The organism is Rhizobium leguminosarum bv. trifolii WSM2297, from assembly GCF_000271845.1.
The window spans coordinates 2,303,992-2,328,924 of the sequence record NZ_JH719395.1; the positions used below are offsets into that span (position 1 = coordinate 2,303,992).

General features: G+C 56.7%; 14 protein-coding genes and 1 pseudogene. 3 read left to right on the forward strand and 12 right to left on the reverse strand.

Translation table 11 applies throughout. The features are described from left to right. Window positions 1–155 precede the first annotated feature (155 nt). Window positions 156–1,655: a hypothetical protein gene (locus RLEG4DRAFT_RS26575; RefSeq protein WP_003581414.1), complete on the forward strand. Its 1,500-nt coding sequence runs from the start codon at window positions 156–158 to the stop codon at window positions 1,653–1,655. A gap of 41 nt (window positions 1,656–1,696) precedes the next feature. Here the strand turns inward: RLEG4DRAFT_RS26575 and RLEG4DRAFT_RS26580 are convergent, their stop codons facing one another. The 5 genes from RLEG4DRAFT_RS26580 to RLEG4DRAFT_RS26600 form a co-directional block, all read right to left on the reverse strand. Further along, window positions 1,697–5,155 carry an ATP-binding protein gene (locus tag RLEG4DRAFT_RS26580; protein ID WP_003581416.1) on the reverse strand — a complete coding sequence of 1,153 codons (3,459 nt, stop codon included), beginning with the start codon at window positions 5,153–5,155 and terminating at the stop codon, window positions 1,697–1,699. A gap of 3 nt (window positions 5,156–5,158) precedes the next feature. Further along, on the reverse strand, window positions 5,159–6,385 hold the full coding sequence (locus RLEG4DRAFT_RS26585) for a metallophosphoesterase family protein (RefSeq protein ID WP_037094811.1): 1,227 nt from the start codon (window positions 6,383–6,385) through the stop codon (window positions 5,159–5,161). Between the two features lie 439 nt (window positions 6,386–6,824). After that, window positions 6,825–12,386, reverse strand: coding sequence for a DUF3320 domain-containing protein (locus RLEG4DRAFT_RS26590; RefSeq protein WP_003581419.1), 5,562 nt, complete (start codon window positions 12,384–12,386; stop codon window positions 6,825–6,827). A gap of 161 nt (window positions 12,387–12,547) precedes the next feature. Further along, complete coding sequence (locus RLEG4DRAFT_RS26595; protein ID WP_125869661.1) at window positions 12,548–12,808, reverse strand: hypothetical protein; 261 nt, start codon at window positions 12,806–12,808, stop codon at window positions 12,548–12,550. 702 nt (window positions 12,809–13,510) lie between these two features. Then, the gene (locus tag RLEG4DRAFT_RS26600; protein WP_003581423.1) at window positions 13,511–14,590 is read right to left on the reverse strand and encodes a LacI family DNA-binding transcriptional regulator; all 1,080 of its coding nucleotides are present in this window, start codon (window positions 14,588–14,590) and stop codon (window positions 13,511–13,513) included. Between the two features lie 383 nt (window positions 14,591–14,973). On the opposite strand from RLEG4DRAFT_RS26600, the gene RLEG4DRAFT_RS26605 reads away from it, so the two are divergent. Beyond that, window positions 14,974–15,681 (forward strand): GntR family transcriptional regulator, encoded by a 708-nt coding sequence (locus RLEG4DRAFT_RS26605; RefSeq protein ID WP_003581425.1) that lies wholly within the window; start codon window positions 14,974–14,976, stop codon window positions 15,679–15,681. Window positions 15,682–16,232: 551 nt separating this feature from the next. Here the strand turns inward: RLEG4DRAFT_RS26605 and RLEG4DRAFT_RS26610 are convergent. The 7 genes and pseudogenes from RLEG4DRAFT_RS26610 to RLEG4DRAFT_RS26635 form a co-directional block, all read right to left on the reverse strand. Next, complete coding sequence (locus RLEG4DRAFT_RS26610; RefSeq protein ID WP_003581427.1) at window positions 16,233–17,300, reverse strand: D-alanine--D-alanine ligase family protein; 1,068 nt, start codon at window positions 17,298–17,300, stop codon at window positions 16,233–16,235. 610 nt (window positions 17,301–17,910) lie between these two features. Continuing rightward, complete coding sequence (locus RLEG4DRAFT_RS26615; protein WP_003581430.1) at window positions 17,911–19,140, reverse strand: ATP-grasp domain-containing protein; 1,230 nt, start codon at window positions 19,138–19,140, stop codon at window positions 17,911–17,913. A gap of 57 nt (window positions 19,141–19,197) precedes the next feature. Further along, window positions 19,198–20,058, reverse strand: a complete 861-nt coding sequence (locus tag RLEG4DRAFT_RS26620; RefSeq protein WP_003581432.1) for a hypothetical protein — start codon at window positions 20,056–20,058, stop codon at window positions 19,198–19,200. Window positions 20,059–20,339: 281 nt separating this feature from the next. Then, window positions 20,340–20,632: pseudogene (locus RLEG4DRAFT_RS39275) on the reverse strand (transposase); the annotation flags it as partial. Window positions 20,633–21,142: 510 nt separating this feature from the next. Beyond that, window positions 21,143–22,027, reverse strand: a complete 885-nt coding sequence (gene purU, locus RLEG4DRAFT_RS26625; protein WP_003581433.1) for a formyltetrahydrofolate deformylase — start codon at window positions 22,025–22,027, stop codon at window positions 21,143–21,145. A 123-nt stretch (window positions 22,028–22,150) separates the two neighbouring features. Beyond that, entirely contained in the window at window positions 22,151–22,846 is a 696-nt protein-coding gene (locus RLEG4DRAFT_RS26630; RefSeq protein ID WP_003581435.1) for a GntR family transcriptional regulator, read from the reverse strand. Then, the gene (locus RLEG4DRAFT_RS26635) at window positions 22,846–23,619 is read right to left on the reverse strand and encodes a maleate cis-trans isomerase family protein (protein ID WP_003581436.1); all 774 of its coding nucleotides are present in this window, start codon (window positions 23,617–23,619) and stop codon (window positions 22,846–22,848) included. Before RLEG4DRAFT_RS26635 ends, RLEG4DRAFT_RS26630 begins: the two co-directional genes overlap by 1 nt. A 163-nt stretch (window positions 23,620–23,782) precedes the next feature. Here RLEG4DRAFT_RS26635 and RLEG4DRAFT_RS26640 point away from each other — a divergent pair, with 163 nt between their 5' ends. Then, a complete protein-coding gene (locus RLEG4DRAFT_RS26640; RefSeq protein ID WP_003581438.1) occupies window positions 23,783–24,928 on the forward strand; it encodes a M24 family metallopeptidase in 1,146 nt (381 codons plus the stop codon). Window positions 24,929–24,933: the final 5 nt, after the last annotated feature.

Below are 24,933 nucleotides of genomic sequence, written 5' to 3' on the forward strand. Positions count from 1 at the left end.
ACCGCGATGGTATCACGACCGCGCGCCGGGAAGCCGCCATCACTGCTAAATTGGAGCACGTGCTGCTTCGGTGCCTGAGATCGATCGCCAGTAACGCACCCTTCACAACTTTTGGTTACAAAGGACGTCAACAGTAGTTCGTCAAAGTCTTTTCAATGGTATCAGCCTACTCTCTTTCGCCAGCCGAAATCCGACTGATCAAGCGCATGCTGCTCCTTCGGCCCAAACCCACAAATCAGATGATCCTGGCATACTTCACCCGACCAGGACGCGATCTAAACCATCGCATTATAGCTGAAATCGACAGCGGCTCGCGTGGCGCATTGGAGCCACCTGCAACCGAGGGCGAAACCCTTGCCTACATGGCGGCCGTTGCAAACTTGCGCTTTCCGGACGGCAGAGATTTTACGCCTCAAGGCCAATTCTACGCACCGGGGGGCGCGATCGGCCAGCTTCGGCTGCACTGGTGGCCTGTTGGGCAGGGCTTGTTCTCCAGCGGTGCTTTGACGTTGTCTGGCCGTCGTCCACTCACCTGGGTGTTCGACTGCGGAACCGTTTCCGGGAGTTCATTATTGGACGCTGCGCTGGACGGGTTCGAAAACTCTCAGCACGCGATATCCAGCAGGGAGATCACCGTTGCAGCCATTTCCCACTTCGATCGGGACCACATCAATGGGTTCGTCCGGCTTCTCGCGGCTCATCGCGTCCGAATGTTGCTGCTTCCATACATTCCGCTGTGGCAGCGAATCCTCGTAATGCTTCAGCAGAACATATCAGCATCCGAACCCTTGGCCGAATTTTTCATTGACCCCACAGGTTTTCTAGCCTCCCGCGGACAGATTGATGAGATAATCTATGTCCAAAGCAATGGGGATGATCTCCCATCGCCCCCATCGCCCGTCCCCTTCGAGCCCTCTGGGTCGCCACCTGAGGAGGACCCGCTGGATGTCGACTATGGCAAACCGCCCGAAGCCGCGGAGCATGATCCAGCACGAGCCTCAAAAACAGTCTCAGTTCGTTTTCTACGCCGCGGGGGGAGTATCAGGACAGCGGTTTGGGAATTAGTTCCGTACAATGACACGAAGTTGCTGACCGTTCCGTCAGCAACCCTAGAGGCTAGAGTACTGCCCGATGCTCGAAGATTGTTGAGGGCGAGCAGCGACGCTGCACGTGATGCAGCTCTCGCGTCTCTCGGTGGGATTTACGATGCGACGTTTGGCAAAGGACCCGGCCCGCGAAACAGGATCTCCTTGTTCCTTTACTCGGGGCCACTTGATCAACGTATCAGGTTGGAAACCATTTCGTCCTCACATCCCGTAGGACTCCGGGAAGAGACCACGAGATTCTCACAGATGTATACAGGCGATGCGAGGCTTAAGACAAAACGGGAGTGGAACGAATTCGAACTGTTTTTCCAACCGGGCCAGCGACTGGCGAACAGCGCAATTTTGCAAATCATGCACCACGGATCGAAGGGAAATTGGCAATCCGGAATCGCTTCCGCGCTTGCACCTTCCGTCAGCCTGTTCTGCTCCGATCCCGGCAGCCGCCCGTTCCATCCTCATGCGGAAGTCCTGCGCGAGTTCTGGCCACACTTCCCTGTCCAAGTGGATACCCGCATCGGATTTCATCTCAGTGCTCGGCTACGCCTGTAACACGGGTGCTGGATTGTGGCGGTTCGTCTCGACGCGCCTGTCTAGCTCGACGCGACGCGTTCGAATCTGACGATATCAACGTCACCTCGCAGCAAGTCATTCGCGATTTCGACAATCTTGCCCTCATGGGTGAACAGGATTGGCTGAAAAGCGCGCCCTCCGGATGCCAGAGTTCTCAACCCGGAAGCCTTGCGCTCGTCATCGAACGACTGAAATACATCGTCTGTTATGAAAGGCAGTGGCTCGTTGCGGCTGCAGAAGTCCTCGATGAACGCCAGACGGAAGGCGAGGTAAAGCTGATCTGCGGAACCTTCGCTGAGCGCTTTCGTCGGCAGCCGCTCGCCGTCGGCTCGTTCGGCCTTGAGCCTTATCGCATCCTGATCGTCGAATTCTTGCACCAAGCGAACGAAGGAGCCGTTCGTCAAGATGGAGAGGTACTCACTTGCCCGCGCGAGCAGCGGATCTGCCTGTGACTCTCTATAGCGTTCCAATGAGGTGGATAGCAGTTTCGAGGCGAGCCTCAGAACGGCCCACTGACGAGCCAGATCCTGTGTCTCTTGCTCCGCAGATGCCTTGTCGAAAGCAGCCTGCTCCGCGCTCATTCCTGTTTCGAGCGACTCTTTTGTCGTTGCCAGTTCAGCGAGCCTTCCCTTGAGCTTGCCGAACATGTCGAACTGTTGAGAATCCTCGGCCGCCAGCGCCTCGATCTCCAAATCGGCGGCGACGCGATCGAAAGCGTTCAGTTTCACCCGGATTTCTTGTTCGCTGATGACTCTTGAATGCAGCGAAAGCCTTCGCCGGCTGTCGTCGAGCTTCTCGACCGCGGTACGACGCCTTCCGAGACGTTCGAGAAGTGTCTTGCCGTCCATCTCCACATTCAGGCGAGCCAGCTGAGCCGCGACATCTTGACTGATCGACTGGCGTTCCTCTGCTATCTGTTGAAGTTCAACCGATACCCGCTCCCGGCTTGTAGCGAGATGTCGGTCATGATCCTCGGCGGATTGTGCGTCGGTCATTCGTTTGTGGAGGATATCGACACCGAGCAGCGGAGCGAGTCTGGAAAGATCCTCGCCGATCGATTTGCATACTTTCGACAGCTTCTCCTCGAATTGGTCGACGTTGCGCATCATGCCGTCCACGCGACGCTGCCTGTTCTGTCTTTCGGCATAGCAGCGTGGGATTTCTTTCCAGACTTGAATTGCAGCCTCTGCCATCTCCAGCGTCGGAGCATTATCGAGGCCGAAAGCAACGCATGTTTCAACAAATTGAGATTGCCACTCATCAACCTTGATAGCCAAGGCAGCAATCTTGTTCTCACTGTCAGCAATATCCCTCTCCAGCGCCTCCCCTCGGGCGCGTACCATACGTCTCTCATCCCATGCCTTCGCCAGTTCCGTCAGCTTTGTCTCGACTAGCCTGGCGTTCGACGAGAGCGGACCGGCGATCGTGGCATCGAGCCCGATGGCGCTGGCGACGCTATTCAATTCGGCTGCGACTTGAGCATTCCGGTTCTCAAGAACCTGTTGCTGATCTTCCAAGTCCCGAACGCTTTCGCGCCTTTGGGCGATGGCATTGATGCTGCGGAGCCATTTGCCCATCTGATCGATATCGAGAACGGGGATTCCCGCATGCTCGAAAAGTCGAGAAAACTCGGCCAAGACACCACGCTGGTGGTTCCGTGCAGCGTCGAGTTCAAGCTCTCCGGCTTGGATAGCAGTATCAAGACGAGCCAACCTCAGCGTCAGCTCCGAGTGGCGAGCCGTTCGCTCAGCTTGCGATAGTGCACCGTCCGACAGATTGTCCGCCTCGCGAACAAGCGCGGGCAAGGCACCGTCCCAAGGCTTACCGGACTGAAGTCCGACAATCGCCGCATCGCGAACCGCCCTCGCCTCTTCGATCATCGAACGAGTAATAAGGCGCCGATCATCCTCGAGGTCGGAAATAAGCTGTGTTACATCCTCACGCTCCAGGCGCCGCTCTGCCTGCTTTTCCGTTGCTCGATTCAAACGGTCGAGAGCGGCAACAAGGTTCGGGCGGTGTTTCTCCAACTCGACTTCGTCCGGAAGAGGAACCTTTAGGAGGCTTTCGAGATCCTCGACCGGAGGAGCCAGACGAGCCTTCGCCTCGACGATATCCTGGCGTGCCCGCGCAAGCGTGGTGTCAAGCTCGTCAATACGTTCCAATAATCGGATATCTGGCTGGAGGGCGCCAAATCGCTCTTGCAGGGCCCTGACGTCCTGAAGCGCACCGACGCTTTCAGTCCGCTGCATACGGCTGAGCTCCGACGTCTGGTCCTCCAGGCGCTGGCTCAGACTTGTCTCGGCGCGTCTCAGCTCATTGCCATCGCGGATAAGGCCGTTGAGATAATTGATTTGAGCATCACTTGGCTGCGCATGTATGAGTGTTTCAATAGAACTCCTGTAACCTGCCCTTCGACCGAGACCAGCGAGCTCGAGATCGAAATCCGCCACCTCTGCCCTGATCCTGGAGACATCGGCTTTCGCTTGAGAATACGCCACTTTTTCGGTGAGGAGTTCGTGGATCAGATCTCGCTGCGTCAAAACAGCAGGGTCGAGCTGCAGTGCCTCAAACTCGCCCCGAATACGCTCACGCGTTTCTATGGAGGCCGCGTCTCGTGTGGCAAGTTGCTGGAGACGCTCCAGTTGGTTTTCAAGCTGTTGCTCGATCTCCTTCGGGACCGCGGCGATCTCGTCAAACTCAGCCAGTCCGGCCAACTTTACATCGACATCGGTCAGAAGCGGTTCGAGCGTGCGTAGGTTCTGTAGAAGATCAAGACGCGTTTTCGTTCGTAGACGCGCTTGCCCAAGCTCTTCCAGCTGGCGCTCAACCTCGCGGATTTCATCAGAAAGGCGCTTCCAGTCGGGAGAACGGAGCTCATGAACTTTCTCGGACTGCCGCGCAGCCTCGTGACGGTCGAGCGCCTGATAGAAGGCCCGATCCTTCGATTTCCGCTGAGAGAAGATCGCGTCAGCCTCACCGTCCAAACTCTTGCGCAACTGAGTGAGCCCAGTCAGTCCGGACGCGGCCGAGAACAGGAGGCGGCCGATCTCGCCATCGCCCGTCGCCATCTCCTCTCCGCCTTGGCGGAGCCTGGCCGAATCCATTCCGAAGGCCTTTTCAAAGACGGTCCGGCTCATCGCGCCGATGAAGGGTGAGAGACTATCGTCGGCAAGAGGCGCCTCTTGTTCCGAATTGGAGACCAATGTTGCTTTGCGGCCTTTTCGACGCCGGAAATCTATCGAAGCTCCGTCGCGTCGCGTCAGGCTCGCGCCGACTCTGAGGATAGATGGCTCGAACTTGTGCAATCCAGCAACCTCGTTCTGAAAACCGAACAAGAGGTCGGACAGGGCGCGCAGCATCGTGGACTTGCCCGCTTCGTTCGGCCCGAAAACGATATGCAGCTTGGCATCCGGTCGAAACGGTATGGATCGGTCCGAAAGCGAGCCGTATCGGAGAAGGTCAAGCCTATCGAAGCGCATGGTTCAACCCGCGGCCGCCATTCGTGCTAGAAGCAGTTCACGCGCCTCCTTCAGCAGTTCAACATTGGAAGCGCCAAGTGGGCTGTCATTGGTGGCGAGGCCCCCGGGCATTTTCGGCAAGATTTCCATCAAGATCTCATCGACATGGATGGCGTCATCCCCATGAACCTCCAGCGCTTTGAGAAGCTCAACTCCCGCAAAGGGGGTCTCGGCGACGGTCACCGCGGGGGAGAGCCGCAACTCCAGTTTCTCGATCCAGATGTCACTGTACGCCCGCTGGCAGGCCGCGAGCACCTCGTCAAGCCACTGCGCTCGATCACGCGCCAGATCGTCGTAGAACGCACATATCCCAGAAATCCGGATCCGTGCCGCAATTGGCTTGCCGTCGAACTCCGCAGACAACCGGGTCACTTCGTCCTCGATCCGCTTCAATACATCAACCTCGAGGTCGCCCTCGGTAACATCGATGCCGATTGAGATGAATCGAGCATTGTCCACGATCAGGCGATCAACGGTCGCAATGCCGTCATCAACAGTAACAAGTACGGCACCCCTTGCGCCTTGCTCGCGGATGCTTCGACCCTGGAGATTACCCGGGAAGACAACCAAAGGATCAGAAGCAACTATCTCAAATTCATGGACATGGCCAAGCGCCCAATAATCGTAAGCGCGGGAGCGCAGATCGTCGACTGAGCACGGCGCATACGCCTCATGCCCCTCGCGTCCAGTCATTGAAGTGTGCAGGACCCCTATGTTGAACCAGCCTGCCATAGCCGAAGGATAGCCGATGGCTAGATTTTCGTATGCCGCCCGGTCTGTAAAACCCTGTCCATGCAGGGCGACCTTCTTTTCCTCGATAAGGAAGGTAGCGGGCTTGCTGGTTGAAAATTCGTGCACGTTGTCTGGTAGCGTGATTGTCTTGGTAATTACACTGGCGGCATCGTGGTTTCCACGTAGCAGGTAGACTGGAATTCCCGCCCGCTGCAGCCGCGCCATTTCACGGTTAAAGAAGAGACCAACCTTGTTGTCCTTCCAGTCTCCGTCATAGACGTCGCCTGCGATAACCACGAAGTCAACGGCGAGTTCGACCGAACGGGTGACCAGCAGCGCTAATGCCTGCCTTGTGGCTCGCGAAAAGAGCGCAGCCAGCTGCTCATCTTTTACCGAAAGCCCCTTGAACGGACTTCCGAGATGAAGGTCGGCGGCATGGATGAATCTGAATGAGGTCACGACACATCTTCGGTCTGTTGCCTTAAAGGTCCACTTTAACGCGACCATTTCACACGGGTAGCCAGTTCGCGCTGTTGTCCACCGGTTTAAAGGTAATATTGGTGCTAGTTTGCGGCACCTGCTGGCACCGCCTTTTTTCGTCCATATCCCTGAGGATACGCTCCTTAACTTCGGTTTTGATGCGATCCCTCAAGCCCATCTCACGGCACCGACCAGTCAGATCGGATTGCAGGAATAGGCGTTTCTGATTTCAGCATTGAAAAACTACCCAACAGAGGAGGCCTCCGGCGATACCACCCTTCGCTCCACTGCATGTGCAATTGGCAGCTTCCAGCGCGGCCGCTGAGACAAGAACGATCGCCAACGCCGCAGCCCAGTACCTCGCTCAGACGCCGAGGGGTCCACACCCGGACGGGGATCACTCGAATGGATGACCTTATCACTGAGCGGGCGCCGCATTTCCGGATATCAGCACGCCATCTCGGACCAACAGTTCTCCGTCGGACTTCAGCGCCTCGATCCGAGCGACGATCACATCACGCAACTGGCTACTGGTCGCCTTGAACCCGAGGCCGCGCGCGACCGCGTTGACGGCCTCGTTTTCGGTGGCGCCTAAGCTAGTGGAAATAAGTGAGCTCAACCCCCGATCGATTTCCATTGGTGGGATCATTTCGATGCGCCGCAGGCTCGGCGACGCAACGGCGCTTCGATCTCGAAGGCGGATTTCGGCGCCAGGAGATAGCAGGAAGTCACCGGATCTATAGACGTGCGCCGCGTTGACTGCCGTATTGATGGCGTTGCCGACATGTGAATCGATCCGGTTGCCAGCGCGCTGCAGCCCCCACGCTGTCCGGATGCGGGTAATCACCTCGTCCCGATGGATCGGGCCCTCTGCCTCCACCGTCTGCTTGATCAGACCAACGAGCACTCCAAGCGGCGCTTCGTGAAGCTCGGTTGTGGAGTTCGGTGTGAGCGACACTTCCTCGTAGAGAGGCGTCGTGTTCTCGAAGGAGACTTGCTGAAGCCCGATCTCGGTGACATCCGCTCGCTCGATCGTGACGACTTCGACGGGCACCGCTCTCGTTGCTGCCTCAGCGACATGATCGCCGGATAGCGCGTTCGCCTTCGCCTGTTCAATTGCTGCGACGAGGCGGTCGAGTTCAGCCTTGGGGCGCTGGAAGAAGTCGGTGCTCCAGATACGGTGGATGTTCCAACCATGATCCTCGAGAACCGCTTGGCGCAGCCGATCGCGGTCACGGGCGGAACGGGAGTCGTGGTACGAGGCACCATCGCACTCGATACCAAGCAGATAACGGCCGGGGACCGCTTCGTCGGCAACGGCGAGATCGATGAAGAACCCTGCGATCCCGACCTGCGGATGAACCTGATATCCCCTCTCTTGAAGCGCTGCCATGATCTGCTCTTCGAAGACACTGTCCATCTGGCGATCGGCGCGCTGGCTCATCGAGAGACGTCCGGTCCGTGCGTAGTGCAGGAACAGCTTGAATGCGAAGACGCCCTTCCCTTTGCCGCGTTCCAGATCGATGTCATCATCCGTGATCGAGGCGTAGACTTCGCAGCGGCGTTTTGCGCGGCTGATGAGGACGTTCAGGCGGCGTTCCCCGCCTTCGGCGCCCAGCGGTCCGAAGCGCATGCTCATTGGCGCACCACCTGGCCCCTTGGCGTATGCTACCGAGATCAGAATGACATCGCGCTCATCACCCTGCACGTTCTCGAGGTTCTTGATGAAGAACGGTTCGTGCGGATGTGAATGGAAGAACTCTTCCGTCTGCGGGTTCAACCGCCGCAGAAGTTCGAGCTGGTCCTGTATCTCCCGCCGCTGCTTGATCGAGAATGCAGCAACGCCCAGGGAGAGGCCGGGTGAGTTAAGCGCATGCCGGATGATGGCTTCGGCAACCGCCTTCGCCTCCACCTTGTTCACCCCGTCTTCAAACGTCCCACCTGGAATGTGGTTGAAGCGCAGTCCCATCCCGGCTTCCTGAGTGTACGGACTGGGAACGATGAACAACTTACTGTCGTAGAACTGGGTGTTCGAAACCGCAATCAGCGACTGATGTCGGCTGCGGTAATGCCAGCGGAGCATCTTCTCGGGCAAACCACGGGCAGAGAAAAGGCCGAGAATGCTCTCGATATCGGAGACTTGCGCTCCCTGATCATCGTCATCATCCGATCCGCCGGACGTCATCTTCGAGAAAAATTTCGTGGGTGGTAACTGTCGCTCGTCGCCGACGACCACGACCTGCTTCGCGCGAGCAACCGCACCCAGCGCATCCACGGGCTGGATCTGACTGGCTTCGTCCATCACGAGCAAGTCGAATTCCAGGACGCCAGGCGGCAGGAACTGGGCTATCGACAACGGGCTCATCATGAAGACTGGCTTCAGCGCTTGAATCGCGAGCGAAGCCTTCTGCATGAGTTGCCGGATAGGCATGTGGTTGCGGCGACGGGCCATCTCTCCACGAAGGATCCCGACTGGACCCAGGCCGCTGACCGCCGGGATGTTCCTGTGATGTGCTTTCATGACTTCAAGTCGCGAAATTCGCATGCGGTTCCGGTCGAGCGATGCGAATTCGCCAACCAGCCTGCTGTGGACTTCCCCATCGAACCTCGCGAGATCCGGATCCTGCGAATGCTGATGGCGCAATATCGCCTCGTAGAAAGCCATCTCAAAGTATGGGATGACATCGGCTGTTGCGACCCGGCCGTCCTGAAGGCGTTCGACGACCAGACCGACGCCGAGATTTCCGGCGTCGTTAGCGCGACCGTTGTAGGCAGCATACTTCGAGAGCTGCTCGTCGCTCTCGATCCAGCGGGCGAGCTTTTCACCGATCGACGTGAGCGAGCCCTGGGCGACGTCGCTCGCGCCGAAGAGCACAGCAATATCCGCTTGTAGGAATTTCAGAATGTCTTCGAACTCGGCGGCAAACCGTTCGCCGTGCGATGCCGTAGCCTGTGCTATGGTCGCGATATTGGATCTGTCGGTTACCCGGGAGGCCAGTAGTCGAATGTCACCATTGCGTGACAACCAGTCGAAGACGGCAGCAAGCTTCATCCAGTCGGAGGCCGCGCCATTCCAAAGGTTGCCGAATGCAGCAACCCCTAGCTCACCGGAGTTCTCGACTGCGCGCTTGCGCGTCTGCGCGGCTGCAAGAAGCTCGAGTGCCGCTATCCGGGCGGCGTTGTTCTCCGGAACAGCGTTCGTCAACGCCGCGATCGCTCGGTCGGCCGTCGCGATTTCCTTGAGAACGGCTGAAGCCTGCGTCAGCACTGCCTCGTCCGGTCCAGCGGCAGCTTGGAAGAGCTGGGGCGTGCCGTCACCGAGGTCATTCCAAAGCGAGAACATCAGCTTCCGGGTATCCTCGAGCAGCGCTCTCACTTGCTCGCACCGTGTCGCCACCGATCCCTTGTCTGTCAACCTGCTGGCGATTTGCCTTGCTTCGGCGCCTACCCCGCGAAGACTGCGCATCCACAGCACGAGGTTTTCGAGCGGTTGAGGATCCGACTTCTCTCCTCGCCAGTCGGCGCCGAATGCGCCGCGGCCCAGGCCATCGCCGTCCTTGATCGCCGCGCGCGCCGCTTTGCCGTTCTGCAAGAGATCGAGCAGTCGGATCATTTCGCTGGGATTCGTTTCCGACATCACGGTGCGGAGAAGTGCCTTGGATCTGCGCCAATCGCCACTCAGGAACTTGAAGGCGCGCTGGCCATGGATCGCCACAGCCGTTCGCGCGGCGGTCAGATCCATGTCCCAGGCTTGGTCGCTTACCTTGCCAATCAGCTCCGCCTTTAACTGGCGATACGTCGATACGGCTTCTGCGAGATCGCTGGCTTGATCCAGGCCACGTTCCCATATTGCCGCGACGAATGCGTCCGGGCTCGCGTCGGGGGCATCAGCGACTCTCTCGCCGATGGTCACCAGCCTGCCGATAGATCCAATGGTAGCCGACGCGTTTACGCCAAGCATCTGCTTGAGCGATCCGGCAGCGTTCAGGAACCTAGGCAGCAAGGCCTCGAGCTGCTCGATGGTCTGATGGCCTGATGAAGAAAACGAGGCAGGCAGGCGCCGGAGCGTGGTCACGAGCTGCGATGTCTCTGCTTCCCACGCAGCGTCGCCAAACTGGGCGCGCACTTGCTCGGATAGCCGAAGGAACTCCGCTCCGTCACGGATAACGCTTGCAATCTGCTGTGGAGAAACCTCCCATGCTGGATTGGCCAAGGCTTCAGACGATATCTCGGGCGGGCATGTCGCGAGACGCTCTGCAAGGGCCCGAGCTTCGTCGAATGACACGACGGAATCCGCAGGCTCGCGCTGGAGGGCGTCTGTCACATACCTCATAGAGCTCAAAAGGCCGGCGAGATCTCCGGAAGCATCGGTCAGGCGTGTCGTCAGTCTCTCGAGATCGAGCGGAGTAATGCCGGTCAGGCCGACACCATGCCACGCGTGCTTAGACGGCAGGCCGATATCGTCAATCCGCTGCCCGAGTTCAGAAAGGATGGTGACAATCCGATCCTTTGCGTCCGGGCTCCAGCCAACTGCTGCCGGAAGTTCGATATCCGATGGTGGCAGGCCCATCCTACGCAGGCGCGTCAGGTGACCGATCACCTGGTAGGGCGTGAGATCGTAAGGGCGGTATATCTGGTGCATCCGGGCCGGATGCGCATTCAGGCTATCTCTTGCTTCTAGCAGACGAAGGTCGTGGGCCTCCGCGGCCTCGCCCTTGGGGGCACCAAGCTCCCACACGTGCTGCAGTTCAGCGAGAAGTGCACGCTTGTTCGCTTTGCTGGAGTGAAGTTCGAGACAAGCATCGCCAACGTTCGCCTGATCGAGGCGTCGCTTTACGACCTCGAGAGCGGCCATCTTCTCGGCCATGAACAGGACTGTTTTACCGTCAGCGACCGCTGCCGCAATGATGTTCGCGATCGTCTGCGACTTTCCGGTGCCGGGTGGGCCCTGGATGACAAGGTCGCGCCCGCGGCGGACCTCGTGGATAGCCACCGCTTGCGAACTGTCTGCATCGACGATGTGGGTCATCTCCTGCGGGGAGATATACGCGTCAATCTTCGCGTCATCGTCGAGAAGAGCGTCACTGCGTTCGAAGCCGTTCGACACCAGCCCGGTAATCAGAGCTCGGTCGGTGAACTTCCCGTTCGCTGGCCACAGTGTCGGGTCGAGATCGCGATACATGAGGAATTTCGCGAAGCTGAAGAACCCGAGAACGATGTCATCCGGCTGAACGGACCAGTCTGGCTTCACGGACACTGCGGCTGCCACTTGGTTCGCGTAGGTCTCGAAGGAGAATTCGTCGGTTGACTCGAAGTCGGGCATCCGGATCTTGTGAACCCGGTCGAGAAACGCCTCCAACGACAGGTTAGAAGCAAAGTCCTCAGGACGCGCCTTCAGTTTAAAGCGTTCAGCCGCGCTGCCGCGCATGAGCGAGACTGGTACGAGAACGAGGGGCGCATAACGGATGTTTTCCGCGTTCTGGGGGTCGATCCACTTTAGCGTGCCGAGCCCAAGGAATAGGATGTTGACGCCTTGCTCTTCTTCCAGGGTGCGGGCATCGAAGTACAGATCCAGCAGGCGCTTCTGAAGCGCATTCGGGGTCATCTTGGTTTGAAGCTTAGTATCCGAATGCCGGGTCAGACGACCGCTCTCATCGCGATCCTCGTCATCGGGAAGCGCAAGCTCGATCAGGTCTTCGGCGTCCTCGCCCTCCTTCGGGTCTCTTCCCTTGGCTCCAGCCAGGAAAGTCATAGATTTGCCTTCAGTGACCAGCAGCCGAAAGACCTCGGCTGCCTTCTCGTCCACGATGTCGATCGTCTTAGCGCTTTTGGAAAATCGGGGAACGTTCAGCAGTCTGTTTCGGGCCGACAGGTCGAGCAGCTCGGTTCGTGCTCGTTCAATTTTCGCCTCTACCGAGAGGTTGCTGTCGAAGATCGATTGCTCAGGACTTTCTACTGCATGTGTATTGTCGGCTTGCATGAATTCATCCCATTTCCATGGTGCAACTGATGCATAAAGTTGGGCCGATGGTCCAGTAGTGAGTAAGCAACTTGGGCGATTATTTTAGTGATTCGGCGTGTATGGCCGAAGGGCGTCTTCAGGCGGACAGGGCCGTGGAAGTGTGCATTTTGGTTGGCGCCTTAGGCGCGCGCTGCAGCTCCGTAGAGCTCAATCCTCGTTTCCCCAACCTTCAGCGCATCCGGATCTACAGCACGCAGCAGGCAGTCCTCGCATTCGTTCTGGAACATCGTGGACCTGTAGTAGTGGCTGTAATCCGCATGCGTCCGTCGTTTTGCGATCACGTCCTCATGGGTTACCGGATCCTCGGGCGGCACCTTCGTGGTCAACGCCATTCGATAGAGCGCAGCAGGATAGTGGAGGACGGAAGTGCCGTTTTCCATTAACGAAGCCACGCGCGTCGACCACCTTGATGGAATGGCTCGCGTCCACGAGTTTCCCGCGCCGCCATTCCACTTGCGACAGCATCTCGAGGACTTTGAGCTCGTCGGCACGACCGTCGGCGCGAGATCGACGTGCGGGACCGCCAGGCTGCGCCAACCACTCACCGATCGGTCGAACATCCACGACGGGACCTCAAGAAGTCGACCAGAAGAACAGAAAGGCTGCAGCGGAAAATATGCGTCCCTTTGGACACCGCCTCATGCACGTGAACGAGCCGCCCGAACCAGGGATGCCACGGATACAGAAGCTCGCGAACCTCGGTCCCGTGGGTGTTCTGTCGTCGTGTTGTATAACGAGTTCCGGCCACATAGCGCGATCGGCAACAAGGTGCCGATTTCGCTCATGAACGGCTCATCGGCACCCCCGCCGAGCTGAGCCTTAACCCCGGAAAATTCCAGCTCCCGCTGGCCCAAAATCGGGGAGCACTTCAAAAGCCCGAAAACCCTAGCATCCGGTAGTCCAACGTTTGGGAGCGGTTCATTAACAGGCCGGACTCTAATCCATGCTGGAGGAAATTCTCAGTGGCAGGTCAAGAGCTGGCTCGTCCTTCAGCCATTCTTTAATCAGCGCGGAGATGAGCATGCGAACGGCTCAAAGAGGCTTTGGGAAAAAGTGACGCGGCCATCTCAACGCCGGGAGCCTTACGGCAAATGCGTGCGTTTGCCTATCGGCCAGCAGATGGTGGCGCAACCGCCTTCAACGCCGCGGGAGATGAGTGAGTGCGCACGCCGTGTACTATCTCGCTCTACCACCTGGTATCCGACGTCGACTATTGGGGAGTAATGATGGTTGCCTTGGAGACGGTTGACAATTATTTCTGCCGCTTTTCGACCGATATCCAACCGATCGACTTTCACGGTCGTCAGGGAAGGATTTGTCGACGCTGCGATGGCGAGGTCGTCAAAGCCGGAAATCGCAAGCTGTTCGGGTACATTGATCCCTCGACGTTGGCACTCTAACAAGCCTCCCACAGCCATGACATCGGTAGCAAACGTCAGAGCTTCCACCTTAAAGTTGGACATCAGCGCCACTCGGACGGCCTCCGCTCCGCCATCAAAACTATTTTCACATTTGATGACAGCCGCCTGGACTTCAGGCTCCATAGAGGTCGCCGATCTGTACCCCGCCAAGCGGTCATCGATACGGTCATTAGAATCTTTGCTGGCAGTCACGTGCCAGACGCTGCGATAACCACGAGCGATCAGCATATTTATCAGTTCGACACTGGCATTAAAATTGGAATATCCAACAACAGCGTCGATCGGAGTGGTAGTCAAGTTGGCCCCTTCCACAACGGGAATTCCTGCTTGCTCCAAGCTAGAACGCACGTCCTTCGAATGGCGGACCCCTGTGATGTAGATCGCATCGGGCCTCCGAGCCAGAAAGGATTTGATGAGCTGCAGTTCGAGTTGGTCCGAATACCCCGATGTCCCGATCATCAAACTCATGCCGTGCGCATATAGGACATCGGTCATGCCCTGGATTATTTCAGAATGCTGCGTGTAACCAAGTGCAGGGATTATTGCAGCTATTAAACGCGTCCGATTGCCTGCCAAACTCTGAGCCACGGAGTTGGGTACGTAGTCAAGTTCAGCAATAGCGGACAAGACCTTCTGTCGCGTTAGCGCTGAAACCTTCGTCGAGCCGTTCAAAACACGCGAAACCGTGCCAACGCCGACCTCCGCCCGTCTAGCGACGTCTGACAACAGAACCTTTTCCAACGCAACTCCTATCAGGAGAAGCCTGTTCCCCGAATACGAATATCCGATAGTGGGACCGATTCAAAGGATTTCTTTCTTGACAGGGACGCAAGCGTCAAGATAGACGCGTGGAAGCGCTTCCACGAATGGCTTTTTGCGATGGATAAACTGTTCAGTCACCGTACCGATAATCCGCCCCCTCCTGCCTTTACCCGCGATGAGGACGACAAGGCCGAGCGGTGGATTTGATCGAGGGAGCTTTGGCGTAGACGAAGGTCCTGCCGCAAGATGACAAGAAATGAATGGCTGAGTGCGACGGGTGCAGAGGCTTGGCGACTACAGAGCAGGAAAGGCCAACATTATCTCAAGAATGACATCAAGAAGGCGGCGCCCTGGGAGAAGGCATGTATAAGCAGCACGAAGCTAAACGAGGATGGGATCGGTCAAAGGCCAATAAAGCCTATAAGCGATTAAAAAAGCTTGTTGTCGACTTCGAGGTCCCTCCTGACACGCGACTCGATCCGATTGTAATCAGCAATGCCCTCGATATTAGCGTTACCCCGGTGCGCGAGGCATTGATCCAGCTGGAAGCCGAAAACTACATCACAGGCTCCCCGCGCAATGGCCACTACACCAAGAAACTCAATACAAAGGAGATCTCGGACGAATATGGTATTGCCAACATGGTCCTCCAGCATGTCATTAAAGAAAAACTAGATTGGAATCCCGGGACGTGGTCGGCGCTTCCGGCGATCTCCAGATCAGATGATTATGCCTCGTTCGGGCAGTTCCTGGAGGGATTTTATGAACGGGTCGTTGAAGCTGAAAACAACGAAAGAATGTCGGACCTCTTTCATGAGTTTAACATACGGACTAGATACGTTCGCTCTGTGTATTTGCAACGGCCAGAGCGTCTATTATGTATCAGAGGTGAGATGAGCGAGCTTCTGGCGCTTCTTAATGAGCGGAACAAGAATGGGGCGATCGAAAATGTTGATCGGCAAATGAGAGCGATAATTTACAGCGTTCCCGATCTTGTGCTGGAGGGTAATCTACGCGCCCAGAATAAGAAGGAGAGCTGGACGCAGACGTTGCTGTCAATTTCGATTTAGACCTAACTCGGTGATCTGAACCGTTCAGCTGGACGATGTGGTTGGTCTGCTTGCACGGCGACATTTTAACGTCGCCACCGTCGCGCTGGCCAACAAAACTGCGAGATCGCCTGGCCGTCATGACAACAGGTCAGGGATCGCGCAGCTGCGTCAACGAACGCTGCGCAAATTTTCGGCAATGCGAGGGCAATTGAAGTGTGATGGCAATCCGGTCGGACCGGAATCGACTAAACCCGTTGGACCTATCGGGCCGCAGTGCCCGTCAACGTAATTGGGTGTCGATCCGCGAATCTCATCGAGGCCAGCAGCATGCGCTGCACCAAAGACCGAATAGATAGCAGCAACCGAGAGCTTGGCAGATCACCAAAGCGCATCGTCCAGATGCGAGGGGTATCAGTCTTCTCCGGGACCGGCACCCCTTCATCAGCTGCTTTAGAATCTCCTTCTGCGGGTCTGGAGCCTCACCGTCTTCCGTTCGTTTACCAGCCAGTAAAATGCACCGGAAACTCCGCCAAAAACTGGACCGGTTTGCAGGAATTCAGATCATCCCCTCACGCTCCTCTCGCTAAGCCGTGATCGACAAGCCGATCGATGATTTCTGCGTAGCTGACGCCGCTGGCCGCCATTGCCTTTGGATACATGCTGACGTCAGTGAACCCGGGCATGGTGTTCACTTCGTTGACGACGAAACGCATGTCAGCCTTCAAGAAGAAGTCGACACGCGCCATGCCATCACAACCAAGCGCGCGGAACGCTCGGGCCGCAGTCGCGCGGATCTTCTCTTCAACCTCCCAGTGAAGCTCCGCTGGCACCTTCAAAGCGACTCCTTTATCATCGATATACTTGGCGTCATAGCTGTAGAAGTCGTGGCTTTCGGCCGGCACGATTTCGCCGGGGCGGGAGATAAAGAGTCCGCCTTTCGTATCTTCCAGCACACTGCATTCGATCTCGCGGCCGGCAATGAATTCTTCTCCGATCAGCTTGCGGTCATGCCCGAACGCCTCTGCGAGTGCCGGCGCAAATTCTTGGCTGTCCCAGATCTTCCTCACTCCAACCGACGAACCCTGCCGTGCAGGCTTGATGAAGAGCGGGAGGCCAAGCTGCTCCTTGATCAACTCAAAGTTGGGGGGCGCATGCTGATGAATTGTTACTGAGCGCGCAACTGGCAGTCCGGCTGCTTTCAGAAGCTGCTTGGTAATATCCTTGTCGAGTGCGGCTGCCGAGCCGAGAATGCTGCAGCCGACCAGCGGCACTCGCGCCACCTCTGAAAACCCCTGAACCGCCCCGTCCTCTCCGTGAAGTCCATGCAGGACCGGAAAGAGAATGTCGATCCTGCCCCCATCGGCGGTCTTCCCGTCAGGTCCGATCGCCAGGATACGGCCGCGTCCGCCTGGCACGAGGCAAATCTCGATACCCGTCGAAGGCCTATTTAGCTCACCGTCGGTGAACTTGCTGACCAGCCACCGCCCTTCACGCGTGACGAAGATGGGCAGTGCCTCGTACTTCTGGGGGTCGAGCGCTCGCACCACGTTCGTCGCTGACATCACGGAAACGTCGTCCTCACTGGAGCGGCCCCCGAAGAGCACCCCGATGCGAAGTCTTGTTGGGAAATGGGTCATGAATGCCTCATCGAGAAGACTGGTAGATTCAGAAAACCGATCGCAATGCTGCGATTGTCAAAGCGGCAGGCCGCCCGATATTTCGGTAAGGTAAGTGGGTCGAGGATGTGTTCAGAGCCAGCTGACGGAAGCGAGAATCGCCAAATGCCGGATCGATGAGTCGGTCTCTTACCTCGATCCTTGATTGGACTGATAAGTGTAGCAAGGACAATCCGGTCTGCATGTCGCGCATTGTGGATAGGCGGAACCGATGCCTCGGGCATCAACGGCGCGCAGGTCTGCGAAGGCGGCGTCTTCCAATCTTTCGCCATAGCCATCGGAAGTTTGTCCTCCACCCGTCAACGGGACCGCCCATCATCTTTGAAGCCATGGGTAGTTCAAATGTGGAATTGCCGCGGCCATGTCGAGTCGCGCCGGCGGAGTTGTTGATTCCGGTCGGTGGGCCCGATCCTCCGGGCGGTCCGTAAGACTTCGCTCGTGGTGTGGTGGTTTACGTTTCTCACCGGCCGGTCATCTTCGAAAGGGTGCTGCGCTTTTAATGCGCTGGCCCTGGGGATGGCTTAGGCCTGCCGCCAGCTCCGCTGGCGGCAGGTATGACCACGCAACGTATCTATTCGTCAAGGATCGGGAATGGTGTAATCGACCAACGTATTGAGTCGACGGCACGCTGAAGTATCGCGTCGGACTGGGCGCGGGTGGGTGAAGCCGCGATCACGTGTCCGATACAATCCCGCCAATCGCCTTTTCTGACGATTGCACTCTTTGGTTTAATGTAAAACTTGACCTCGGCCACGCCGGCTATAGCGGCCGCCTGAGTGTCGCCATCGATTGAATCCAGGATGCCGTCCCGATCAGGAACTAGGAAATGGGCGGCCGCAGTTTGCGAATGCCTTTTGCGCAAGTCACATTCGTTGCCGATGGCAAGCTTAATGTGCTCGGTGATGAGGTCGACACCGTAAGCCAGCTTAATTAGCTGAGGGTCGGGCGTGCCGGCGAGACGCGGATTAACTTCAATGACGACTGGTCCACGCTTAGTCCACCGGAGTTCGATGCTCGTTGGACCCCAGCCAAGGCCCAGAGCGCGCAAACAGCCCAGTGAAATATCGACGACCCGCTGATACTCGCTGTCCATCAGCACAGCAGGGAATGTGTACTCACGATAGACGAAGTGCGGTGGCGGACCGAATTCGCCGGCGGCGATCCCAACGACCTCATTCCCCATGATGTCAATGCTGAAATAAGGGCCATCTGCGAACTCTTCGACTAGTATCTCCGGTGGAGATCGCCAGATATGCTTACCACCCAGCAGATGGGCCGTATGTTGTGCTACCTCATCGACATCGCGGCACAATCGGACACCGGTGCTCCCGTTGCCCACGGCTGGCTTGAGAACTACCGGAAGGCCGATCTTAGCGACAAGGTCGTTTACGTCAGCCGCATCCGCTGCGAGGCCATAAATGGGTACTGGCATGGCAGCGTCTGCAAGGAGTTGACGTTGAGCGAATTTGTCACAGCATCGTTCAATGGATACCGGATCGGGTCCAGCTAGCTCAAAATGCTGAGAGAGCCTGCCGGCGGTGGAATAAAATGCTTCCCTGGCGCATGTAATGCCGGCGATGTCATAGCCCGCGCGCAACTGAGAACATTCGCGAACAAGCGCATTGAGGTCGCCTGTATCGACGCGAACTGCGTGAATTCCTTCCGCGAGAAGATAGTCGTACTGAGCTGGATCGGCCGACAAGGTTATTGGATGAAGATCAAGACACTCCGCCGCTTGGACGTATCGCTGACCCGTACCCATTGAATTGCCTTCGATCAGGATGAGTACTCTTTTTTCCATGCTGCTTAATTCTCCTATCTTGTTTGTTTGACCGATTCCCGAGCGGAGATGACGTCGTCAGTTGTTAGCCATACTCGATAGCGCAAGCACTTCGCCCGGCGGCGAGGAGACGTAGCAGGACGCGTAGATGTAGCCGGTCGTGCGCTCGACTTGATCCTCTATGCCGCACTCGGTCATAGCTGTTAGAATCTCGTGCTGTTCCGCAGGTGTGGAGAAGCGGCGCTGGCGTTGTCTGAACTGTTCTATGTGCCTCGTTTCTAATCCGAAATCATCGAGGGCCGCAGCGATGTCGCCATAGCTGAACGGGCGCATTACAAAAGAGATGACCCACGGGCGCGACGTTGCCGTTGCCTCATACACACGTTCAAAGGTTTGCGCTGTGACGTAACCCACACAGCCCGTGCTGATGATGATGTCTGCGTCCGCAAGGTCGCAACTTTCTTCAGCTGTCAAGTCACGGGCTTCCAGGTTGGCAGAGATGCCTGCCTGCAATAGGCCCACATCAAGCGCGTAACGAACAGCCCCCGATGATGCGTCCAGGCCGACAAACTGGATGTCGTCACGGAGACCGCGATTGCGAAAGAAGGCCAGATGCTCCATTAGGTCTACGCGGGATAGTGGTCCACCGGGTTCCAGATAGGCAGCATACAGGTCGTCCAAATTGAGATTCGTGCGTAATAAGGCAGCGTTGATCCCATAGGAGCAACCGATGTCGATGATCTTTAAGTTGGCCTTGTTCCTGACGCGACGATATTCAGCGAGGATCCTTTCGAAAACCGGCTTGGCGCGATCCGGGATCACATAATCCAAGCTCAAATGCGCGCCAAAATAGGCGCGGGGCCACTTTTGACTATAGACCGCCGAGAAATCGTGCTTGACCCGGTTGATGCTGGTGCTATTTGCACTTGCGTGATCCATTGTTCTGCGCACCTTTTATTCGAATGCCGACCCGCGTTGTGGATAGCGGATGACGTAAGACGAGGCTTTACTCGTATTGTTGGCTTTAACAAAGGGGTGAAGCAGACGATATATTTAGTAATATATCTTATATCCTGCGATAAATACGATATGCGCCTGATCTATAAAGAAAAAACGGAAAATATAACCAATTAATATATGAGATTATTCCGGTTTATTTTTCCAACAAATGGCTTTCAGGTGATGCATGCCTGGAATCATGCTAATTTCACGCTGGACTAGAGGAGCTCGCAGCCGGCAGCTTCAACGGCCTGCCGCAGGCCCTCCGCTTATGCGCAGGCAGATTGTCCATCACCACGATGTCGCCGGGTGTCAGCGTTGGGACAAGCACCTGTTCGACATAAGCCCGGAATGACTGCCGTTCATTCACCATCGAGCACCATGGGAGCTGTCATGCCCGAAAGCCGGAATGCACCGGTGGAGGTCTTCCAGTGTCCATGTGGGATCGCGGCCCGGCAACGTTCGCCGCAAAGAGATATCATCCACGCAGCCGGGACATCTTGGTGCTCAGGTCGGAGTGAGTAGGCCGGAGGAGTTTCACCAGCCGGCCTCTCGCAGAACGGTGCGTGAACCTCTCCATTCACACCGCTCCCATCAGGTAAACGTGCTCGTTTCGAATGCTTCCAATGCACGAACAGCCCCAGATTTTCCCGCGCCAGCTTTCGCAAGAAAGGCTGGCGCGTGTCTTATGGGACCCTGATCCAAGCCCTTGGTTTCTGATTAACGTAATCAGCCAGAGTCGACAGGGCCGAACGACTGTACCGGCCTAGTAGGCAATCCATCCCCGAAGCAGTGGATTGAGTTATTTGGCTATTTCGGCCAGCCTCCCCGGCGTCTGCCGCGGGATGATCCAACACTTGATCGTTGCCCGCATCGACTTGAGCGCCGTCGGACTGACCGCAGGCGTGTAGCTACAGAAGAACTCATCCCGCTGTGTATTAGCCACCTGTCGCAGTCCAAACCAGACGAATGCAGGAATTATTTCCAGGCTGCCGAGTATGATGCTTTCTGATGGGAAATTGCTCTAGCCCATTCGCTCTGAGGCGTAGGACCCCGGGCTTGGCGAAAACACGACCGTGCGGTTTCCGTTGAGGAAAACCCGACGATGAATGTGGGCGTGAATAGCGCGGGCGAGGACCTGAGCCTCGACATCGCGGCCAAGAGACACGTAATCCTCAGCAGATTGGGCGTGGGTAACGCGCACAGTGTCCTGTTCAATAATCGGCCCTTCATCGAGATCGGCCGTGACATAGTGGGCCGTCGCCCCAATTAGCTTCACACCACGTTGATAAGCCTGCTTGTAAGGGTTGGCGCCTTTGAAACTGGGAAGGAACGAGTGGTGGATGTTGACAATCCGACCAGACATCTTCTCGCACATCTTGTCGGAGAGAACCTGCATGTAGCGTGCGAGAACCACCAGTTCGGTCGAAGTGGACTCGACAATCTCCATGATCTTTGCTTCCGCGCGCGGCCTATTGTCCTTCGTCACCGGAATGTGGTGAAAGGGGATATCATGATTTACGACCAGCTTCTGGTAATCAAAGTGGTTTGAGATCACGCCAACAATGTCAACCGGCAGCGCACCGATGCGCCAACGGTAAAGCAAGTCGTTGAGGCAGTGACCAAAGCGAGAAACCATCAGCAGGACTTTCCTCCGGTGCGACTGATCGTGGAGTTCGGCTTCCATGTCAAATTTCTGGGCGATGTGGTGCAAGGATTCCACCAACTCTTTCAGAGACTTCCCTTCCTCAGAAATAAACGATACACGCATAAAAAAGCGGCCGGTTTCGAGGTCATCAAACTGGGAACTATCTACTATGTTGCAGCCCATGTCGGCTAGAAACCCAGATATCGCAGCCACTATGCCGCGTGTCGCCTTGCAGGTAACTGTGAGGACAAAACTCGTCATTGTTCGCTCTTTGTCTACTAAGGGAAAATGTCCCCCCTACTGCTCCTGAGGAGGCGGGGAGATAGCCACGGCCTGCGGCTATGATGCAAGTTTAAACCGACGCCACAAATGGTGTTCTGACGATTACCCCGTGGAGATGTATCTCGCGACGCGAGATAGACCGTATGAGATGAAGTTTCGCTGTACGAAGCCAACGGCTCTCAAATCTCCGGCGCGCAGCGCCCGGCAGAGCTCGTCAACTTCCTCCTTAAGGAATCTGACCTCGTCGTCCCACATTCGGTCCACAAAACTATACCAGACACGTGACGCCAAGAAGTACAGCCTGTCGTGGATCTCACGCATAGCAGTATTGCCAATGAGCGCATTGATCGCGAAATGCAGCTTGTGGTTGATCTCCCAGAACTGCTCGAAATCCCGAGACTCAATCAGCGTTTCAATACGCGGGATGAGCGCCTCGACCTCCTGAAGAGACTTACGGCTTTGGTCCGGCTTGCTGAAGTCCCCGATCATCTCGCTGAGCTTTAGGCGGAATGCATAGACGTCCTTGAACTCTTGGAAGTCCACTCCAGTCACGGTTGTTCCCACCCCATTTTTAGTCTCGACCAGCCCTTCATAGTCGAGACGCTGCAGAGCCTGCCGGATGGGAGTGCGACTGACGTTGAATTCCGCCGCAAGCTCAGTCTCCACGAGCAACTCGCCGGGCCGATACCGCAGCAAGCAAATCCTGTCTCGAAGAACGCGATGAATTTCGGATGCCTGTCCTCGGGGAGGCGCGGCTCTTGGGGCCTGCCGTTTGGATGCTGTTACTGTTTTAGACATTAACTTTCTCTAAATAGTCGGCCATACTTGTCGCTCCGATCATTGACGCCTGCCAATCGCAAACAATCCCACATCATCGCCTGATTGCTCGCAATTACTGGCTTACCGGACTCGGCTTCAAGCGCCTGTATGACATCTACCGAACGTAGCGCCCCGCAGCTAATGAAAATGGCATCCGAGCCAGCTCGATCAACTTGTCTCGCAAACTCGAATATATACTCGGGCGTCACCCGCACCATGTCTTCGTCATTCTCGATATTTAGACCTTGTATATTGAGGATCTCAAATCCCCGTTCAGCCATGTAAGCCCGCTCGATTTCGTTGACGGGATCGACATAGGGAGTCGCAACGGTGATTTTCTTGGCGTTCACCGCTTCAAGCGCACGCATAACCCCCGAGATAATGGAAGTCGGCTTGGCCCCAGGCGCGCCGCGGTTTAATTCAGCGAACACTTTATCTTCCCCTATCACCACACTTCCTGAAGTACAGGCATAGCATATAACGTCAAGCTGCACCTCAGGCACGATCAGCGCCGCAGCATCGCCGATGCCCGACGCCATTGCCGACAAAGTATCCACATCAACTCGGTTGGCCATCGGCGCTCGCTGGAAGTGAACACCAACGCCTTCAGGAGCCAGTTTGAACATGTCCTCTTCGATTGTTTGCTCCATCGCCAAAAGAACGAAGCCGATCTTTGCCTTGTAATGGCGCCCCCCATCGAAGCGGATGCCGCCGCGACTGAGAGAATCTTCAATCTTACCAGTCCGCATCATCAACGCCTGCTCCCTGAGGTATCATCATCCTGTACACAGGAGCGCGCGCGATAGCAAGATTTTTCCGTCGAGAGCGGCGAGCAAACGGCATTGACATGGTTTTCGGGCACTGCATAATAGATGCTTAATCCAACCTGCATACAGCTACTAAAGGTACGATAGCATGAGACCCGGTCAACAGCGCACCGAAAAGCTAAAGAAGGCCCTACAAGCAACGGGCTTCGACAGCGCCATTCTTACCAACCCCGACTCTATCGCGTATTTTGGCGAATACCTGGATTATCTCGGCGTCGACTTCGGTCGTCCCACGCTCATGACCGTACCGGTTGATGGCGAGCCAACCATCATTACGCCCCTGATGGAATCGGAAATGTGCGAACGCATGAGTTGGGTGACCGACATTCGCCCGTGGAGCGACGGCATCAACGACGAATGGCGCAGCGTTTTTAAGTCGGCCGTCGAAGGAAAGTCGCGCAGGGTCGCGATCGAGAAGCGGTCAATCCCGGCGCTGGTGGCCAACGATCTGCTTCCAATACTTCGTGGAGCCGAAGTCGGCGATGCCGGGGCCATCATCTCCGAAATCCGGATGATCAAATCGGCCGATGAAATCGGCATCATGCGCAAGGCCGGTGAAGTCGCCGTCGCCATGGTGAAGGGTGCGCGCGAGGTCATCGCCGAGGGCGTTCCAGAATACGAGGTCGCCCTGGCGGTTATCGCCGCGGGAACCAGGAAGGCAGCCTCTTTCCTCGACGATAAGACGGACCGCTTCGTCTCCCCGACGATCTATAATCTCCAGATCATGCAATCGGGAACTGATGTGTGCCTGGTGCACCGCCGTTCTTCGGTTCGGAACTTACGGAAGGGAGACCCGATCTATCTCTGCTTCTGCGGGATTGCCAACTTCCGCAATTATAAGCTCGGGTTCGACCGTGAATTCTTTATCGGCGGAGTAACGGACGAGCAGGCACATGTATACGAGACTGCCGTCGCTGCTCAGCAAGCGGCGCTCGCGGCAATCAAGCCCGGTATTGCCTGCGAGGAGATCAATGTCGCTGCGGAAGCAGTCTACACGGAGGCGGGTTTCTCGGCTGGCTATCGCACCGGTCGTTCCGTCGGTCAGTCGTTCCTGGAATCCCCGGAACTGAAGCGCGGCGAGAAGCGACTGCTCCAAGCCGGCATGACCTTCGCGGTCGACGGTGGGATTACGATCGAAGGAAGCTTCGGCGGGCGCATCGGCGACTCGATCGTCGTGACCGAGAACGGATTTGAATACCTGACGCACTACCCGCGCGAACTCGCTGTCGTTTGAGGTAG

What these genes read in the sequence shown, in the direction of transcription:
- RLEG4DRAFT_RS26575 (WP_003581414.1), top strand. Translation starts at nt 156, where the DNA reads ATGGTATCAGCCTACTCTCTTTCGCCAGCCGAAATCCGACTGATCAAG.
- RLEG4DRAFT_RS26580 (WP_003581416.1), bottom strand. Translation starts at nt 5,155, where the DNA reads ATGCGCTTCGATAGGCTTGACCTTCTCCGATACGGCTCGCTTTCGGAC.
- RLEG4DRAFT_RS26590 (WP_003581419.1), bottom strand. Translation starts at nt 12,386, where the DNA reads ATGCAAGCCGACAATACACATGCAGTAGAAAGTCCTGAGCAATCGATC.
- RLEG4DRAFT_RS26595 (WP_125869661.1), bottom strand. Translation starts at nt 12,808, where the DNA reads ATGGAAAACGGCACTTCCGTCCTCCACTATCCTGCTGCGCTCTATCGA.
- RLEG4DRAFT_RS26605 (WP_003581425.1), top strand. Translation starts at nt 14,974, where the DNA reads ATGTATAAGCAGCACGAAGCTAAACGAGGATGGGATCGGTCAAAGGCC.
- RLEG4DRAFT_RS26610 (WP_003581427.1), bottom strand. Translation starts at nt 17,300, where the DNA reads ATGACCCATTTCCCAACAAGACTTCGCATCGGGGTGCTCTTCGGGGGC.
- RLEG4DRAFT_RS26615 (WP_003581430.1), bottom strand. Translation starts at nt 19,140, where the DNA reads ATGGAAAAAAGAGTACTCATCCTGATCGAAGGCAATTCAATGGGTACG.
- RLEG4DRAFT_RS26620 (WP_003581432.1), bottom strand. Translation starts at nt 20,058, where the DNA reads ATGGATCACGCAAGTGCAAATAGCACCAGCATCAACCGGGTCAAGCAC.
- purU (WP_003581433.1), bottom strand. Translation starts at nt 22,027, where the DNA reads ATGACGAGTTTTGTCCTCACAGTTACCTGCAAGGCGACACGCGGCATA.
- RLEG4DRAFT_RS26630 (WP_003581435.1), bottom strand. Translation starts at nt 22,846, where the DNA reads ATGTCTAAAACAGTAACAGCATCCAAACGGCAGGCCCCAAGAGCCGCG.
- RLEG4DRAFT_RS26635 (WP_003581436.1), bottom strand. Translation starts at nt 23,619, where the DNA reads ATGATGCGGACTGGTAAGATTGAAGATTCTCTCAGTCGCGGCGGCATC.
- RLEG4DRAFT_RS26640 (WP_003581438.1), top strand. Translation starts at nt 23,783, where the DNA reads ATGAGACCCGGTCAACAGCGCACCGAAAAGCTAAAGAAGGCCCTACAA.